At 66.1% G+C, this 17314-nt stretch carries 13 protein-coding genes; 3 read left to right on the plus strand and 10 right to left on the minus strand.

Annotation, left to right across the window (positions count from 1 at the left end; translation table 11 throughout):
- Window positions 1-137 precede the first annotated feature (137 nt).
- The 5 genes from MKW15_RS17355 to MKW15_RS17375 are packed head-to-tail and all read right to left on the minus strand — an operon-like array spanning window position 138 to window position 6332.
- On the minus strand, window positions 138-935 hold the full coding sequence (locus MKW15_RS17355; protein WP_240860374.1) for an SDR family oxidoreductase: 798 nt from the start codon (window positions 933-935) through the stop codon (window positions 138-140).
- A 9-nt stretch (window positions 936-944) separates the two neighbouring features.
- On the minus strand, window positions 945-1694 hold the full coding sequence (locus MKW15_RS17360) for an SAM-dependent methyltransferase (protein WP_240860376.1): 750 nt from the start codon (window positions 1692-1694) through the stop codon (window positions 945-947).
- Between the two features lie 10 nt (window positions 1695-1704).
- Window positions 1705-2001, minus strand: a complete 297-nt coding sequence (locus MKW15_RS17365; RefSeq protein WP_240860378.1) for a hypothetical protein — start codon at window positions 1999-2001, stop codon at window positions 1705-1707.
- Between the two features lie 9 nt (window positions 2002-2010).
- Complete coding sequence (locus MKW15_RS17370) at window positions 2011-3750, minus strand: ABC transporter ATP-binding protein (protein WP_240860380.1); 1740 nt, start codon at window positions 3748-3750, stop codon at window positions 2011-2013.
- Complete coding sequence (locus MKW15_RS17375; RefSeq protein ID WP_240860382.1) at window positions 3747-6332, minus strand: ABC transporter ATP-binding protein/permease; 2586 nt, start codon at window positions 6330-6332, stop codon at window positions 3747-3749. Before MKW15_RS17375 ends, MKW15_RS17370 begins: the two co-directional genes overlap by 4 nt.
- A 179-nt stretch (window positions 6333-6511) precedes the next feature.
- On the opposite strand from MKW15_RS17375, the gene MKW15_RS17380 reads away from it, so the two are divergent.
- Window positions 6512-6979: a YdeI/OmpD-associated family protein gene (locus MKW15_RS17380; RefSeq protein ID WP_240860383.1), complete on the plus strand. Its 468-nt coding sequence runs from the start codon at window positions 6512-6514 to the stop codon at window positions 6977-6979.
- A 156-nt stretch (window positions 6980-7135) separates the two neighbouring features.
- On the opposite strand, the gene MKW15_RS17385 is transcribed toward MKW15_RS17380, so the two are convergent.
- Genes MKW15_RS17385 through MKW15_RS17400 form a run of 4 tightly spaced genes read right to left on the minus strand, consistent with a single transcriptional unit; the run spans window position 7136 to window position 12349 of the window.
- Complete coding sequence (locus MKW15_RS17385) at window positions 7136-8800, minus strand: dipeptide ABC transporter ATP-binding protein (protein WP_240860384.1); 1665 nt, start codon at window positions 8798-8800, stop codon at window positions 7136-7138.
- Window positions 8797-9669 (minus strand): ABC transporter permease, encoded by an 873-nt coding sequence (locus MKW15_RS17390; protein ID WP_240860385.1) that lies wholly within the window; start codon window positions 9667-9669, stop codon window positions 8797-8799. The genes MKW15_RS17385 and MKW15_RS17390 overlap by 4 nt, the downstream gene beginning before the upstream one ends.
- The gene (locus MKW15_RS17395; protein WP_240860386.1) at window positions 9666-10694 is read right to left on the minus strand and encodes an ABC transporter permease; all 1029 of its coding nucleotides are present in this window, start codon (window positions 10692-10694) and stop codon (window positions 9666-9668) included. Before MKW15_RS17395 ends, MKW15_RS17390 begins: the two co-directional genes overlap by 4 nt.
- A complete protein-coding gene (locus MKW15_RS17400) occupies window positions 10691-12349 on the minus strand; it encodes an ABC transporter substrate-binding protein (protein ID WP_240860387.1) in 1659 nt (552 codons plus the stop codon). The genes MKW15_RS17395 and MKW15_RS17400 overlap by 4 nt, the downstream gene beginning before the upstream one ends.
- Window positions 12350-12517: 168 nt before the next feature.
- On the opposite strand from MKW15_RS17400, the gene MKW15_RS17405 reads away from it, so the two are divergent.
- Window positions 12518-13906, plus strand: a complete 1389-nt coding sequence (locus MKW15_RS17405) for an LLM class flavin-dependent oxidoreductase (protein ID WP_240860388.1) — start codon at window positions 12518-12520, stop codon at window positions 13904-13906.
- 76 nt (window positions 13907-13982) lie between these two features.
- Window positions 13983-15710, plus strand: coding sequence for a DUF3556 domain-containing protein (locus tag MKW15_RS17410; RefSeq protein WP_240860390.1), 1728 nt, complete (start codon window positions 13983-13985; stop codon window positions 15708-15710).
- A 308-nt stretch (window positions 15711-16018) separates the two neighbouring features.
- Here MKW15_RS17410 and MKW15_RS17415 read toward each other — a convergent pair whose 3' ends face one another.
- Window positions 16019-17314 (minus strand): PucR family transcriptional regulator, encoded by a 1296-nt coding sequence (locus tag MKW15_RS17415; protein WP_240860392.1) that lies wholly within the window; start codon window positions 17312-17314, stop codon window positions 16019-16021.

A 17314-nucleotide genomic window follows, 5' to 3' on the forward strand; every position in this document is an offset into this window, starting at 1 on the left:
CCTACTCTTGGAGTCCTCCCCCAAGAATTTCTAGGGGACGACTGTGAACCCCGGGGAAGAAGTTCTTCCCCTATTTTCAGGGACAGACCACTGCGGCGTTTTCCCAGGTCAGAGCGTCGGTCACCCAACTCTTCGAGTCAGCTCAACGAACGCTGGAACCGCCGCATACCGCGTAGCCAGCGGTCGTAGTCGGTGCCTTTGTGCCGATACATGTCGAGCACCTCGGGGTGCGGCAGGATGAGGAATCGCTCGTCGGCGATGGCCGCCATCACCTCGTCGGCGACGACGTCGGGTGTCAGCACCGCACCTGCGGTCTCGACGGCACGCTGCATAAGCGCCTGATCTGCCTGCACCACAGCGTCTTTGGGTCGCAACAGTGCGGTGTCAACGCCCATCGGGCACAGGCAGCTCACCCGGATTCCGTTATCGCCGTAAGTGATGTTGAGCCACTCGGCGAAGCCGACGGCGGCATGCTTGGTGGCCGCGTACGTCGCGTTGCCCAGCTGGGTGAGCAGACCGGCGGCCGACGCAGTGCTGATGAAGTAGCCCTCGCCACGCTCCACCCAGCCGGGCACCAGTCGGCGGGCAGCACGTACGTGGGCCATCAGATTCACATCGAGTGCAAGATCCCAGACCGCGTCCTCGGTGTCGACGCCACCGCCACTGCCGATGCCCGCGTTGGCGAAATAGAGGTCCACCGGACCGAATTCGCTCTCGGCGAGTGCAACCACGGCATCGATGTGCGACGGGTCGGCGGCGTCGCCGGCGAGCGATACCGCGTCGGCGCCCAAGGCGTCAGCGACGGTTGAGGCCGACGCCGCGTCGAGATCAGTGACCACCACCCGCGCACCACGGGCGACGAGGGCACGGGCGATCGCACTCCCGATGCCGCCACCGCCGCCGGTCACGATCGCGACCTTGCCGGCTACCTCCATGACAACTCCTCACTGAGTCACGACCGTCGCAGGTCGCAGTACGTATGCGGTATAGCCGAACTCGTCGCCGTGACGTTCCCACATCGCGATCTCCTCGCGAAACGGTGCCAAGGATTCGGCAGGAACCCCACTTCGCGTCAGGTCGTCGAGCCGGGTCCTCAGCGGTCCGTAGTAGGTCGCCCAATCAGCCTTGGGGAGAACATAAGTCGCGCACAGCGTCCAGCCGGCATCCGCTATCGCGGCGACGTTCTGCGCGGTTGTGCGCATCGCCGGGTAGCCCGCATTCCAGTAATCCCGCACCGCCGCTGCCGGTTCCGAGGTCATCCACTCGGCCTCGGTCACCACGACGACGCCGTCGTCGGCGAGCAGCGGCCGCCACGTTGCCAGTGCGGTGTCGAATCCGATGATGTACGCGGCACCTTCGGACCACAGCAGATCCACCGAACCGGCGGGAATCGGCATCGCGTCCATCGACGCGGCGAGCGTTTTGACCCGCTCGGTGACACCGACTTCCGCGGCCCGACGCTGCACTTCGGCAAGAAGGGGTTCGTGCAGATCGACGGCCGTCACCGTTCCGCCGGTGAGTTGCGCGAGTGGTACCGTGGCGGCACCTGGCCCGCTGCCCACATCGAGAACCGTTGGCTCTTCGGGTAACTCGCCCACCAGTCGCAGCAGCAACGCGGCGGTCTCGACCGAACCGGGCGCCGCCCTGGGCAGGCCGTCGTACACCTGCCAGATCAGCTCGTCCGGATCGCTCATGCCAACTCCCTCACGCCCGCGAGGTCACCGCATACGTCGTCGCGGCAGTCGCACCGGTCACCGCCAACACCGACGGCCACGCGCCGATCTTCTTCGCCAGCGGATGCGACGCCCCAAACGCAGCGAGGTAGGTGGCCAACAGACCGCCGGCGACGGCCGGACTCTGGCGCGCCCATTCGCGGGTGCAGTACGCACCGGCGGCGGCGAGAACGACCCCACCGAGTTCGCGTCGGCCACTGAACCGCGCCGCGCCGTAACCGCCGATCAGACCTGCCACAACCACGGGCACCGTGGGGCTCACACTCATGGGGCCAGGCTACTGCGTCGCGGTGAGCGACCACGATGCGGTCGCACCCTGGTGCTCCCAGAACTGCGCGAATCCTCCACCCGCTTCCCGCAGCTCGTCGGGGTTGCCGTCCTCGACGATCGTCCCGTCCTCGAGGAACACCACCCGATCGGCTCGGCGGATGCCCGCCTGCCGATGCGCGACGATGACGCGGGTCTGCGTCACAGTGTCCGCCGACAGCGCGTCGACGACGGCCCGCTCGTTCTCGTTGTCGAGTGCGCTGGTCGCCTCGTCGATCAGCAGGATCGGCGCCCGCTTCAGCAGTGCGCGCGCAATGCTGACGCGCTGCCGCTCGCCGCCCGACAGCACCGCACCACCCTCACCGACCTGCGACGACAAGCCGTCGGGCAGTCGGACGGTGATCTCGTCGACCCGAGCAAGAGCGGTTGCCGCAGAGACTGCTGCCGGCTCCGCCGTCGGATCGCCGGCCAGGATGTTCTCCTCGATGGTCCCGGAGATGAGATACGGCTGCTGGAACACGACGCTGGTCAAGGTGCGTCGTACCTCCGGATCGAGCGTTGCGGCATCCACACCGTCGATCAGGACACGCCCGGCGTCGGGCTGGTAAAGACCCGCGATCAACCCGAGGATGGTGCTCTTACCCGATCCGGACGGCCCGATGACAGCCGTCGTGGTACCGGGCTCGAGGACCAGGTTCAGGTTGTGCAGCACCGGTTTTGCGTCGCCGGCGTAAGCGAAGGTGACGTTCTCGAACTCGACTCTCGGGGCTCCGGAAGCGACGCGAGTCTGGTCACCGGCGGTGACAAGCGGGCCGTCGAGCACGGTCTTGATGCGACGCAACGTGAGTCGCGTGGTCTCGAGCGCCGGTGCGAGTTCGGCGAGCGAGGTGAACGGTTCGAGGTAGCGCACGGCCACCACGATCAGCGCCACGGCCTCCGCGCTTCCGATCTCGCCGCTGACTGTGAGCCAGGCCGCGGTGCCGGCCAGAACGAATAGTGCCACCTGGGCAACGACGCTGAAAAGCAACTGTCCGGGGATCTGCATGAGGAGTAGCCGGACGGTCGCGCCGTGCTGGCGGGCCAGTGCTTCGCCGGCGAGGCTCCGCTCGTTCTCCACCCGGCGCGACACCCGCAACGCCTGCTGCGTGCGAGCGAATTCGACCACCCGCTCGGTGAGTTGGGTGTTGGCCGCATCCGCGACGTGGTCGGCCCGCTGGCTGAACGCGCCGGCCGCCCACATCGCCCCCAACATCAGGGGCACGCCGATCAGTGCGACGACGCCGAGTTGCCAGGCGACCGGGATCAGCGCGATGGCGATGGCGATGGGCACCAGCAGTGCACCCGACATCGGGACCACCAGATAGACGATCAGACCCACCAGGTCGGGGCCGGTCGCGGCGATTGCCTGTCGTGCGGTGGCGGTGTGGTCGGCGGAGAACCAGGTCAGACGAATACGCGAGAGTCGTTCGGAGACACCATGTTGCGCGCTGTTCAGCAGGGTGAAGCCGAGGTCGTGACCGCATCGCGACGCCGTCGCGTCGACCGCCCACCCGATCACCGTGGCAACGGTGAGAACACCGAGCCAGGTCAACGCCCGATCGTGGTCTCCGTCGATGAGCGCCGAGATCAGCGGCACGAGCACCACGACACCGATGGCGCGCGCGATCACCGACACGACCGTGAGTACGACGAACCGCGCGATGACCGGACGGCTGGTGACCGGTAGCAGGGTCAGGATGGTGCGGATCATTGCTGAGCTCCCATCGTGGCGTCCGCGGAGGTGGTCGGCACTTCGGTGGCGTCCCACAGCGCGCGGTAGCGACCACCCGCCGCCATCAGGTCACCGTGGGTTCCGGTCTCGACGACATGTCCGGCGTCGAGCACCACGATGTTGTCGGCTCCGGTGACGGTGTGCAGCCGGTGCGCGATGACGAGCACGGTGCGTCCGGCCGCGAGGCGGCTGAGTGACTGCTGCACAAGGTATTCCGATTCCGGATCGGCGAACGCGGTGGCTTCGTCGAGGATCAGCACCGGCGCGTCGGCGAGCAGCGCCCGCGCGATGGTGAGACGTTGTCGTTCGCCGCCGGACAGCGCCGCGTCGGGCCCGAGTGGGGTGTCGTATCCCCGGGGCAGACGCAAGATGCGGTCGTGGATGTTGGCGGCGCGGGCAGCCGCCTCGATCTGTTCTGCCGTGGCGTCGGGCTTGGCCAGTGCGATGTTCTCCGCGACGGTCGCCGACACCAGCTGCGTCTGCTGCAACACGAAGCCGAGGTGGCGGTACAGCTCGTCGGGTTCCATCGTGGTGATGTCGCAGCCGTCGACGCTGATGCTGCCCGCGTCCACGTCGTGGAAACGCGCGAGCAACGCGGCCAGCGTCGATTTGCCCGACCCCGACGGCCCCACCAGCGCGGTGACCGTCCCTGGCGCGAGCCGCAACGAGATGTCGTGCAGCACCGGCAGATCGGGTCGGTAGCCGAAGGTCACGGTGTCGAACACGACTTCACCTGGAGTACCGGGGGTCTGGGTCGAGGCGACGTGCGTGGTCAGTTCCTGTTCGTCGAGCACGTTCTGGATGTCGCGCGCCGCGATCATGCCCGCCCGCAGCCCGCCCAGCCCGTAGCCGATGCCGAGGAGCCGGGCGCCGAACGTGGTGCCCAGCAACAGGAACGGCAGCAAGTCGACCGGGTTGATCCAGCCCCAGATGACGAAGAACGTGCCCACCGCGGCGATCAGCCACAGGAAGGTGGTGGGCCGGGTGATGAGATCCATCGTGGTCTTGGCGCGTCCGAACGGTCGTTGCCAGCCCTCGAGGAAGTCGATGTAGTCGTCGAGGTTGCGGCGGAAGCTCGACGCCATCACCCCGCCGAAGACGCGGATCACCGGTTGGGCGTCCAGATACGAGGCGGCTTCGCCGTTCATCCGTTCGATCCATGCCTGCGAGAGCGGAATCTTGGCGCTGGACTGGATCAGCATCCGGTACATCGTGATGACGTAGCCGAGCACCGGCACCAGCAGGAACAGTGCGACACCCCAGTCGACAGTGAACAGGTAGATCAGCACGGCCAGCGGCGCGACCACTGCGGCGACCGCGTCGATGACCGCGTGGGTCACCAGATAGTGCAGCGAGAGGGTGTTGTCCTGGATGAGGGTCTTGATGCTGCCCGAGTTGCGTGCGGTGAACCAGCCCAGGGGCAGCCGGGCGAGTTTGGTCAGCAGTCGTCCACGCAGGTCGCGGGAGAATCGCGCGTCGACTCCGTGCAGCCACAGTTGCAGCGCCGAGTCGAGGAGCGCGAACACGCCCAGCAAGACGACCGCCAGGATCCCGACCGACCACAGTTCGGAGGTGGGTGCGTCGTCGAGCAGGCGCCTGCCCAGTTCGACGAGTAGGAGATACGGGGCGAACCCCAGGATCGTGACGATGGCCTGCAGGATGCCCGCCAGGATCAGCGTCCGTTTGAGCGGGGCGATGAGCCTGCCGGCCGAATTGGCCCGCCACTGGCCGGCCGGTTTGGGCTCGGCCGGTGGTTCCGCCGCCGGTTCGGCGGGCGGTGCTTCCACGGTCTCGACGGCGGTCTCGGCCGCGAGTTCCTCCGGGTCGCGTTCCTTGCCCATGGCCTTGCCCTGCGCCCAGTACGCCTGTGCGTGGGTCTCCGACCGGGGGAAGCCGAAGTCCTTGAGCCGCTTGCGAATGGCCTTGAGCGAGTTGGATTCCGGTCCCGCCCACGCGTACCAGTTGGACCAGTCGCGGGTCTCGATGGCGTCGGCCAGGGCTTCCGGGCTGTCACGATGTACCCAGTGGAACCGGGCGCGCGGGTGGGTGGCCAGCGGAATCTCGTGGTCGGCGGGTCCGTGCTCTTCGAGATACACCTCGACGGGGATGTCGTCGGGCACGATCTCGATGATCGAGTTGATCGCCGGGATCGACGCAGAATCCCCGATCAGCAGGTACCCGTGCGGGCGGTTCTCGGCGGGGATCTCGAACGGGCGCGAACTCATCGACATCATGGACAGTTGGTCGCCGGGGGTTGCGGCTGCCGCCCACTTCGACGCCGGGCCTGCCGGTTCGTGCAGGACGAAGTCGAGCGCGAACTCACCGGTCTCCGGGTTCTGTTCGGAGAAGGTATATGCCCGCTGGAACTCCTTGCCCTCACCGTCGGGGAACCACCCGCGGACGAAGCACGTGGGACCGGGTAGCGCCTCGTCGAACAGGGTGTCGGAGCGGAATCGAAGTCTGATGCAGTGCGAGGTCACCTCACCGATATCGGTCACGGTTGCGACGTGGTCGCGGGCGCCGAACGCCTTCATGACCGCGCCGTTGAACCCTCGACTCATCCGTTCCACCCCTTCGCGTCGGGCCGCCACGTATTTGGCAAGCTCAACTAAGGGTAACCTCACGCCGAAATGATCCGGCACTACCACCATGAAGGGGATCGCTTGCGGCGGCTCGATGACATGAGCCCGCGGATTGGTCACACTCGAGGGACGGACATGCGCGGACCGAGGAGATGATCATGCCGGCGACCGAACAGCTCACCTTGACCACGGTGCTGGAGCCGCGCGGACCCGCCGCGGCCGTGATCCTGACCGACGAGCAAGCAGCGGCGCTGGGAGGTGGATCGAAGGCCTTCCCAGTCACGATCACGATCGCCGGCACGTCGCGCGCCGCGCGTCTGGCCCGGATGGGCGGCGAGAACATGATCGGCCTGAGCAAGGCCGCACGGACCGAACTCGGTGTCGAGATCGGTGAGAAGGTCGATGTCACAATCACGTTCGACGATGCCCCGCGCGAAGTCGACGTCCCGCCGGCGCTGGCCGAGGCGCTCTCTACCGACCCTGCACTCGGGGCGGCCTTCGATCGGCTCTCCTACACGAAGCGCAAGGAGCACGCGCGGTCAGTGGCCGACGCCAAGAAGGACGAGACCCGTGCGCGTCGTGTAGCCACGGTTGTGGCGAGCCTGACTGCCGACACCGCTCCTTGAGCCGAGGTGCCCGAGGCGCCAGCCGAGCACCTACCGCTCCCTGCCTCGAAGGGCTGGTGAGACGACAATGTCATCTCACCAGGGTCTTCGAGGCTCGCAGGCTCGCACCTCAGCCATCGGGAGGGCCTCACGCAGGCTGCAGCCGGCGGTGGGGCGTCAGGCCACCAGCTCCCCGGCGTCGATCCGCGGCACGGCATCGAGCAGCGAGCGGGTGTACGGGTGGCGCGGGGTCTCGAAGACGGCGTCGGCCGTGCCGTACTCCACCACCTCGCCGTCGCGCATGACGAGGATGTCGTCGCTGACGTGGTGGATGACGCCGAGGTCGTGCGAGATGAACACGAGTGCGACGCCGGTTTCCGCCTGCAGGCGCGCGAGGAGATCGAGGATGCGGGCCTGGATGGAGACGTCGAGCGCCGACACCGGCTCGTCGCACACGATGACCGACGGCTCGGGTGCGAGCGCACGAGCGATCGCCACGCGCTGCCGCTGACCGCCAGATAACCGGAGCGGGTGGCGTGTACGGAACTCGTCGGACAGGCCGACCTGGTCGAGAAGTTTCGAGACCGCGGCGTCGACGTCGACACCGGGGCCGCGTCCGGCACGCAACGCATCACGCAGGATTCGTTCGACGGTCCAGCGGGGATCGAAGGAACTCAGCGGGTCCTGGTAGATGACCGAGATCAGGTGCCGCGACGCCCGACGCTGCGCATCGTTCAGTGCGCTCCACGGACGGCCGTTGAGTTCCACACTCCCCTCGTCGGGTGTCGTCAGGCCCAGCACGATGCGAGCCGTGGTGGACTTGCCAGACCCGGATTCGCCGACGATGCCCAGAGTCTTGCCCGGCTCGAGGTCGAAGCTGACGCCGTTGACCGCCGCCTTCTGGGTGCGTGCCTTGCCGGTGAACGTCTTGTGCAGGTCGCGGACCTGCAGCGCGAGCGGCCGATCGTGGGCCGGCGCGGGTGCGGCCGGCAGGGTGTCCCCGCTGGTGAGCAGCGTGCCCTTGGACGCACGCGACGGTACGGCCGCGAGGAGACTTCGCGTGTACTCGTGCGACGGGCGGGTCAAAACATCACGAGTGGGACCATATTCGACGATCTCGCCGTCCCTCAGCACGGCAACACGATCGGCGACCCGCGAGACGACAGCGAGGTCGTGCGAGATGAGGATGATCCCGTTGCCCCGTCCCTTGGCCTCGGCCAGCACGTCCAGAATCTGCGCCTGCACAGTGGCATCGAGCGCGGTGGTCGGTTCGTCGGCGATGAGCAGCTTCGGGTCGCGAGCCAGCGCCGACGCGATGAGCGCGCGTTGTCGTAGGCCGCCGGACAGTTCGTGCGGACGCTGCCGCGCACGCACTCGCGGCTCGGGCACGCCGACGAGGTCGAGGAGTTCCACCACCCGCTCCTCGCGCAGCGCACGGTTCAGCCGACCGGACGTCCGCACTCCATAGTTGCCGAGCGCCTCGTCGATCTCGCTACCGACGGTGCGGAGTTGATCGAGAGACACCAGCGCGTCTTGGAGGACGAAGCCGATCTGCTCACCGCGAAGTCCGCGCCATTGCCGGTCAGTGCGTCCGAGCAGGTTCTGACCGTCGAACGTCAGTGTCGCAGCATCGATCTCAGCACCTTCGCCGGTCAAGCCGATGAGCGTGCGTGCGGTCACCGACTTCCCTGAGCCGGACTCGCCGACGATGGCCAGGCATTCGCCTGCGGAGACGTCGAAGGAGATGCCTTTGACGATCTCCTTGCCACCGAACGAGATTCGCAGATCCTGCACGTCCACCAGCTTGGGTGCGCGCACGCGTCCTGCAGTGTCGACGCTCATCGTTTGATTCCTTCCAGTCGGTTGCCGAGGTAGCGCCCGAGAGTGGTGAAGGCCAGTGCCACCACCACGATCACCAGGCCGGGGAAGATCTCCAACCACCACGCGACGGTGATGTAGGTGCGACCGGCGTCGAGCAGCGCACCCCATTCGGGTGCCGGCGGCGGAACACCGAGTCCGAGGTAGGCGAGGCCCGACGCCCAGATGATGGCCTGTCCGATTCCGAGGGTGACGGTCACGATCATCGGCCGCAGCGCGTTGGGAGCGATGTGCTGGAACAGGATTCGCGACCGCGGGTGGAGGATCGCGGTCGCGGCCTCGACATACGGCGCGTTGCGGACCGCCAACACCTGGCCGCGCACGATGCGCGCATACCCGGGCGCTATGCCGATCCCGATCGCGAACACCAGGGTCGTGGGACCGGGTCCGAAGACCGACACCAGCAGCAGTCCGAGCAGGACGGTCGGGAATGCGAACATCACCTCGATCCACCGATTGGCCAGTGCGCGGGCGACGCCGCTCGACAGTCCGGCCGCGATACCCAGCAGCACGGCCAGCACCGAGGCGATCGCCACCGCGCCAAGGCCGATCGCGAGCGATTGCCGGGTGCCATAGATGATGCGGCTCAGCAGGTCTCGCCCGGAGAGATCCGTACCGAACGGATGTGCCCACGACGGCGGCGACAACACGGCGTCGAGGTTGATCGCGTACGGATCATAGGGCGCGAGCAGGGCCGGCGCGACGGTGGCCACCACCAGCAGGACCAACACGACGACGGCGGCGGTGACTGTCGACGGTAGCGGCCAGCGCCCGACCTTGTCCGACGGCCCGGCCGCGGTGCCGGTTCTCGTGCGGGGTGCTATGAGCGTCATGGGACCTCGATCCTGGGGTCGATCACGGTGTAGAGCGCGTCCACCACGAGATTCGCGATGACGTAGATGAAGGCGACGAAGACCACGATCCCGCCGACCAGCGGGACGTCGCGCGAGCTCGCCGCCGCCACCAGGGTTTGGCCGATACCTGCACGGGCGAAGACGGTCTCGGCGATCACCGCGCCCGACAGCAGCGCACCCATCGCCCAGCCAGACACCGTGACCGCGGGAAGCACGGAGTGGCGCAGCACATGTCGCGACCGCACGGATAGATCTCCGAGTCCCCGACTGCGAGCCGTCAGCACGAACGGCTGATCCAGCGCGCGGGCGAACTCGTCGCGCGCGATCTGTCCGAGGAAGCCGGACAGTGGGATGGCGAGCGTGAGAACGGGTAACACCAAGCCCCACAGACCCGTTCCACTCTCCACCGGGAACCAGCCCAGATTGATGGCGAACACCACAAGCAGGATGGAGCCGATCCAGTACTGCGGCAGGCCGGCGTTGACGGTCTCGATGAACGATCCCGCGCCTCCCCAGAATCCCCGACGCCCAGCTGTGAGGGTCGTCAGCACGAGCACGATCAGCCACGCGACGACGAGTGCGCTGAAGGTGAGGACGAGTGTGGGGCCGACCTGATCGGCGATGATCGTGGTCACCGACTCCTGCAACTGGTAGGAGGTTCCGAGGTCGCCGTGCAGCAGACCCTGCAGATAGTGCAGGTACTGCTGCCAGATCGAATCGTCGAATCCGTACTGCGCGTTGATCGGTGCGGTCTCGTCGGGGGTGCGCTCGCGGCTCTGCCCCGACGACAGATTGAGCAGCAGTGTGGCGCGATCGCCGGGCGCGAGGACCTGAAGGAAGAAGGTGACGGTCGCCGCCGCCCACAGGACGAAGACCCCCGATCCGATTTTGCCCAGCCAGCGCGTGACCGTCGGCGATGGGCGCCACCGCGCCTCCCCAGTCCTCGTGGTACCGGTGGAAGAGCATGGTGCTTCCTTCTCGATCGTGCTGTCGGACAACGTCATCGCACAAACCTCGCATCCGCGAACACCGGTCCGCCCTGGGACTTCTCGATCCACACGTCGTGCAGCTTCGGCGCCACCGCGAGCGATGTGGTCTGCGTGTACAGGCCGATGGCAAGCGCCTGGTCGCCGATGATTCGTTGGGCCTGGCGATACAGTTCCTGCTGCTGGGTGGGGTCGGCCGACGAGTTGGCCTGCTCGATCACCTGCTGCAGATGCGGATCGTTGTAGAAGGCGTTGTTGTACGGATTCGGGTTGCCCTCCAGGCGTTGTCGCCAGTTGATGTAGAGCAGACCCGGCGTCGGACTAGTCCAGTAGCCGACGTACGCGTCGTAGGTGTTCGACTTTGCGTACTGCCCGCCGAAGTAGGCGCTCTGCGTCGCGGGCACGAGGGTGAGGTCGAATCCGACCTGCCGTGCCTGGTAGGCGATGTCCTGCAGGATCGCCGCGCCCTCGGGCCCGATGATCGCGTCGGCCGCGTAGACCACCCGAGCGGTCAGACGTTCGGTACCGCGGGTACGGGTGCCGTCTGCGTCGCGTCCGGTCCAACCGGCCTGGTCCAGTAGCGCATTCGCTCGGGCCGGGTCATACGGGTAGGCGCCGGATTGCGGGTCGTAGTTCGGCGTGCTCTGGCTGAGCGCGCCGTTGGCGTTGAACGGCACCACGCCCAAAAAGGCTGTCTTGACGGCCCGTTCGCGGTCGGCGGAGAAAGCGAACGCCTGCCGGACACGCACGTCGTCGAACGGCTTGTTGGCTACGTTGAGCGTGATCGCATTCGGGCGCCCGGGTGTGACGTACTGGCGGGTCTGGAAGGACCGTGTTGCCGCCGTCCAGTTGATGGCGGGCACGTTGTAGATCACGTCCGACGATCCGCTGGTGAGCGAGCCGTACCGAAGTACCGGGTCTTTCAGGAACTTCCAGATCACCTTGTCCACGTATGCCGGGCCCTGGTGCCTCGCGTTGGCCGGCGCCGAGTTGTAGTTCGGATTGCGGACAAAGGTGATGCTGCGGTTGCGATCCCAGCGTTCGATGATGAACGGACCGGATCCCACCGGGGCCGAGCAGTTCGCCTTGGTCCCGCGGGCCAGCGCCTTGGCCGACTGAATCCCGAAGTAGCCCTGCGTGATCACCGTGAGCAGCGGGCTGTACGGCTGTTTGAGATGCAACCGATAGGTGTACTTGTCGATCGCCTCGTCGGAGGCAAAGTACTGCCCGATGTAGGAGACGACCGTACCGTTCGGATTGTCGGGGTTGAGGTAGGAGTTGAAGGTGGTCTTGACCGCCGCGGCGTCGACGTCGGTGCCATCGCTGAACCGCACACCCGGCTTCAAGTGGAAGGTGTAGGTCCGCCGGTCCGGTGAGATGTCCCAGCTGTTCGCCAACCACGGCACCACGCGCCCGTCGTCGGCGAGGGAGACCAGGTTGTCGAGGTATTGCCGTGCCAGGTAAGCATTCTGGACCCATCCGCCGTGGATGCACGGCGGCTCCTGCTCGTGGCCGTACTCGATGGTTCCACCCGTCACGTACTCGCCGGGCGCGGCGGGCACGCCGGTCGATCGGCCGTTGCCGGTTTCGGGCGCGGCGCACGCGGCCAGCAGCGCGCACGCCGACAGCGCCACGGCCAGCAGCGCTCGCGAACGGCGCACAGGGTCAAACACAGAAAACTCCTCGGTGAATGGAATTTGGGGGGACGGAAATGGCCGGCCACGCATGGCACAGCCCGACTGGGGACACAGGCTATGCGGGCACACGCCACCCGGCACCGCTTGCTGTCATGGTGATCTGAAGTCGACAGGGGCTAGCAGGGGATGCGTAGTCTCGCGGCCATGTCTGATGCCAAACCGTTGAATTTCGCTGCCTTCGTGATGAATACGACGTCCCACATCCTGCACGGGGCGTGGCGGGCGCCGGAGGCACGACAGACCGATTTCAACTCGCTCACCCATTGGATCGAGCTGGCGAAAACCCTTGAGCAGGCGCGTTTCGACTTCATCTTCTTCGCCGACGTCGTCGGCCTATACGACGACTACCAGGGCGACTGGAAGAAGTTCGTCGACTCCGGCCTACAGATCCCCAGCAACGATCCGCTGGTCCTCGCGTCGGCCCTGGCGTCGCACACCGAACACCTCGGTATCGCGATCACGAGTTCGATTCTGCAGGAACATCCTTTCGACTTCGCCCGCAAGATCTCGACGCTCGACCACGCCACCGGCGGTCGGGTTGCCTGGAACATCGTGACGAGTCTGTCGAGCAATGCGTGGCGCAACTTCGGCTGCGACGCCATCACCGCGCACGACGACCGATACGCGTGGGCCGAGGAGTACGTCGACGTCGTCTACAAACTGTGGGAGGGGTCGTGGGACGACGGCGCGCTCATCCAGGACAAGGAATCGGGTATCCACGCCGACTTCGACCGCGTCCACAAGATCCACCACGTCGGAGCGCACTACCGGGTGGAGGGTCCGCACCTTGTGGCGCCGTCGCCGCAGCGCACGCCGGTCCTGTTCCAGGCCGGGTCCTCCCCTACCGGACGGCGCTTCGCCGCGCGCAACGCCGAGGCGCAGTTCATCGTGTCCCCCAATCCTGCTGCCGCGCAGGCGCTCACCGCCGATACCCGCCGGCTCGCTGCCGAAGCCGGCCGCGATCCGTCGGATATCCAGTTCTTCCAGGGTCTTTCGTTCGTCATCGGCAGCACCGAAGAGGAGGCGAAGCGCAAGGCGCGCGAACTCGACGACTACATCGATCCGAGCACCATCATCGCCCACTCGGCCGGCGGGCTCGGCTTCGATCTCGGGTTCTACGACCTCGACACCCCCATCGGCGAGATCAAGACGCAAGGCACGCAGAGCACCTTGCTGTGGCTGCGCGAGGCAGTGCCCGATCGCGAGCCCACGGTCCGCGACCTCGCCGAACTCCGCAGCCGTAGCGGCCGCGTGGTCGGGACACCGGAGCAGATCGCCGACCGCCTCGAACAGTGGCGCGACGCCGGCGTGGACGGCATCAACGTCATCAACGCCACCATCCCCGATAGCTACGTCGATTTCGCCGAGCACGTGTTGCCGGTCCTGCGCGACCGCGGGCTCGCCAAGCGCGATTACGAGCCGGGCACTGCCCGCTTCAAGCTCTCCGGGCGCGACCGCCTCCCGGAGTCACACCCCGCGGCACAGTACCGCGGCGCATTCGCCGAGGTGGCCGCGGCGCACGCCGCTCCCTGAGATCGCCGCCCTCAGCCAGGGGCGGGTCAACCGAATCCCCGACCAAGCGATTGCTTGGTTTGTTAGGTTCACTCGGGTGGGATTCCTGAAGCAGAACACTCCGGAGATCGACTTCCCGACGTGGAGCCAGGGGACGCGGGCGGAGAAGATCCGACCGATGGCCCGGCATTGGGCGGAGGTCGGCTTCGGCACGCCGGTGGCGCTGCACCTGTTCTACGTCGGAAAGATCGTCGCGTACATCGTCGTGGGGTGGCTGATCGTGATCAGCACGCCGGGCATCGACGGCATCTTCGACGTCACCGCTTGGTACAACGAGCCAATCGTCTTCCAGAAGGTCGTGCTGTACACGATGCTCTTCGAGGTCGTCGGCCTCGGCTGCGGGTTCGGCCCGCTCAACAACCGCTTCTTCCCGCCACTCGGTTCGATCCTCTACTGGTTGCGGCGCAAGACCATCCGGCAACCACCGTGGCCACACATCCCGCTCACCTCCGGCGACACCCGGCAACCGTTCGACGTGGTGGTCTATGGCGCCCTCCTGGTGATGATCGTGATCGCGCTGTTCAGTCCGGGAACAGGCGCAATCCCCGACCTCGACTCATCCGTCGGGCTACTGCCGGTATGGCAGATCTGGACGATCGTGGCGTTGCTGGCCGTGATCGGACTACGGGACAAGACCGTGTTCCTGGCTGCACGCGGTGAGGTCTACGGCGCGTTCTGTGTGACCTTCCTGTTCGCCGGTGTCGACATGATCATCGGTGCCAAGCTCGTCTTCCTCGTCATCTGGGTTGGTGCCGCGACGTCGAAACTGAACAAGCATTTCCCGTTCGTTATCGCGACGATGATGTCCAACAATCCGATCATGCGATCGCCGGCGATCAAGCGAAAGTTCTTCGAAGACTTCCCCGATGACCTACGACCGGGGCGTCGGGCGCGCTGGATCGCCCACTTCTCTACCGCCATCGAGGGTCTCGTCCCGATCGTGCTGTTCTTCTCCCACGGCGGCTGGGTCACTGCCGTCGCCGCATGCATCATGCTGATCTTCCACTTCGGCATCCTGTCGGCCATCCCGATGGGTGTCCCGCTCGAGTGGAACGTCTTCATGATGTTCGGGGTCGTGACCATCTTTGTCGGTCACGCCGACATCGGGCTCGACGATCTCACCTCGCCGTGGCCGATACTGCTCTTCGCCGCGTGCGCGGGCACCGTCATCGTGGGAAATCTGTTCCCCCGCAAGGTGTCCTTCCTGCCCGGCATGCGCTACTACGCGGGCAACTGGGACACCGGACTGTGGTGCATCAAACCGTCGGCGTCGGCGAAGATCGAGAGCGGGATCGTCGCGATCGCGTCGATGCCGGCCGCCCAGCTCGAACGCTTCTACGGCAGTCCCGAAGCCGCGCAGATCCCGCTGTACATGGGATATGCGTTCCGCGCCTTCAACAGTCATGGGCGCGCGCTGTTCACGCTCGCGCATCGAGCGATGTCCCCCGCCGACGAGACGGGATACGTTCTCACCGATGGTGAGCGGATTTGCAGCACGGCGATGGGCTGGAACTTCGGCGACGGTCATCTCTCCAACGAGCAGCTCATCGAATCATTGCAACGCCGTTGTCATTTCGAACCGGGTGAGGTTCGGATCGTCCTGCTCGACGCGCAACCGATTCACCGACAGACGCAGGAGTACCGCCTCGTCGACGCCGCGACCGGCGAGTTCGAGCGCGGATATGTGAAGGTGGCAGATCTCGTCACCCGTCAGCCGTGGGACGACGAGGTGCCGGTCACGGTCACCTGGAGGCAGGGTCACTGAGCTGGGAAGACCGTGGCCTCGTCGCAGAAACCGCACTTGTTGCCAGGAACCTCAGTTGCGGTCAGAAACCGCTGATGCGCCTCGGGTTTCTGACCAGACACGCGGTTTCTGGGTTCGCGACACGCTGACGCGCACTCGGACGAGGATGTTCGTCCGGCCTTGGTCCGCAACGAAAAGTAGGGGAAGAAGTTCTTCCCCTACTCTTGGAGCTTAGGGGAGGAAGTTCTTCCCCTAGATTCTTCGGCAACGACGGAAGCGTACTTGCCCAGTTCAGAGGGTTGGTCACCGAACTCTTCGACGGATTCAGGCTAAGCCAGCACGGCCGGACCGAGGAATTCGCACACGAGCAGCGCAACCGCGAGATCGAGTCGATCACGGCCGGAAGGGATCTCCGCAAGAGCCTTTCCGATGCGGTACTTGACGGTGTTGCGGTGCAAGTTCAGCTGCTCGGCAGTGTGCAGGTGACTTTCCTTGGTGGCCAGGAACACCGACAGTGTCTCGCGCAGCATCGCCGCATTCGGGGAGTCGTCCGAAAGGCTTCCCAGGACTTCACGCACCCAGGCACGGGTGGTCTCGAGATCCTGGGCGAGCATCGACACCACCGCAACCCCTCGGTCCCCGAAGCCCACCACCGGAGTCGACACACCGGGCAACGTCGCGATGGCGTAGGCGGCGCGAGCCTGCTCGTGGCTGCGACGAAATCCGCGAATGTCACCGGCGGGCAGTCCGATTGCGATTCGCGTCGCCGCCGGTACGCGAACTCTCTGCATGACCTCCGCGGCGTCGACGCTGCGCGCCCGGCTGCCGAGCGGCACCCACATCCAGATCGTCGATCGGTCGACCGCGGTGATGACCGGCGGGCCCTCCGGTAGGAGCCGGCTCGCCATGTCGCGGGCGGTGCGATCCAGCTGCCGCAGGTCTGTCGCCTTGTCGTCGGGTGTCCACAGGATCACCGCAAGATGATTCTGCGCCAGGCGATACCCGGTCTCCCGCTCGAAGGAGCGCTCGTCGGGATCGGCAGAGTCCAGCAGCTGATGGATGGTCGAGGACAACACATTTCCCTCGGTGCCGAACCATCGTCGTCGTTCGTCTTCATATGCCTGGAAGACGTAGAGGGTGATCCAGTCGATGTAGCCGAAGATCACGTCCGAAACGTGTCGGGTCACCGCCATCGCCATGTCAGCGTCGAGCGACAACTCCTCGATCATGCGGTAGCACAACCGCATGACGCTGTTCTGTCCGAGGTGATATGCGCGCACCAACGAGTTCGACGGTACGTCGCGCTGGGCGAGACGCATGGCGTATTCCACTGCCGCCGTGGTGGGTTGCAGGTGTCCCACCGGAATGTCGTTGGCAAGCACATGGATGATCGTGGAGACATTTCCGTGCACGCTGGCGCCGAGCATCTCAACCAGCTTGGGATCGGTATCGAGCTGATCGATCTCCCGGGCCATCATCGCCGAGAGATCGGCAACGAGCTCGGGCTCGTTCTCCCGCAGTTGCTTTGCGATGATCGCCACTTGCTCGAGGACGTCGGCATTCGCGCTCATCGGCACTTCGGCAAGACGGTCGCGGGCCTGCTGCCCCGCATTCGAGCCACTCAT

It is taken from the genome of Gordonia gummivorans (assembly GCF_022513585.1).
Taxonomy (GTDB): domain Bacteria; phylum Actinomycetota; class Actinomycetes; order Mycobacteriales; family Mycobacteriaceae; genus Gordonia.

Bases quoted from the DNA above. Each gene is read 5' to 3' on its own strand.
- MKW15_RS17380 (WP_240860383.1), top strand. From the start codon at position 6,512: ATGCCGGCGACCGAACAGCTCACCTTGACCACGGTGCTGGAGCCGCGC.
- MKW15_RS17385 (WP_240860384.1), bottom strand. From the start codon at position 8,800: ATGAGCGTCGACACTGCAGGACGCGTGCGCGCACCCAAGCTGGTGGAC.
- MKW15_RS17360 (WP_240860376.1), bottom strand. From the start codon at position 1,694: ATGAGCGATCCGGACGAGCTGATCTGGCAGGTGTACGACGGCCTGCCC.
- MKW15_RS17395 (WP_240860386.1), bottom strand. From the start codon at position 10,694: ATGACGTTGTCCGACAGCACGATCGAGAAGGAAGCACCATGCTCTTCC.
- MKW15_RS17355 (WP_240860374.1), bottom strand. From the start codon at position 935: ATGGAGGTAGCCGGCAAGGTCGCGATCGTGACCGGCGGCGGTGGCGGC.
- MKW15_RS17375 (WP_240860382.1), bottom strand. From the start codon at position 6,332: ATGAGTCGAGGGTTCAACGGCGCGGTCATGAAGGCGTTCGGCGCCCGC.
- MKW15_RS17415 (WP_240860392.1), bottom strand. From the start codon at position 17,314: ATGAGTGGCTCGAATGCGGGGCAGCAGGCCCGCGACCGTCTTGCCGAA.
- MKW15_RS17405 (WP_240860388.1), top strand. From the start codon at position 12,518: ATGTCTGATGCCAAACCGTTGAATTTCGCTGCCTTCGTGATGAATACG.
- MKW15_RS17370 (WP_240860380.1), bottom strand. From the start codon at position 3,750: ATGATCCGCACCATCCTGACCCTGCTACCGGTCACCAGCCGTCCGGTC.
- MKW15_RS17365 (WP_240860378.1), bottom strand. From the start codon at position 2,001: ATGAGTGTGAGCCCCACGGTGCCCGTGGTTGTGGCAGGTCTGATCGGC.
- MKW15_RS17390 (WP_240860385.1), bottom strand. From the start codon at position 9,669: ATGACGCTCATAGCACCCCGCACGAGAACCGGCACCGCGGCCGGGCCG.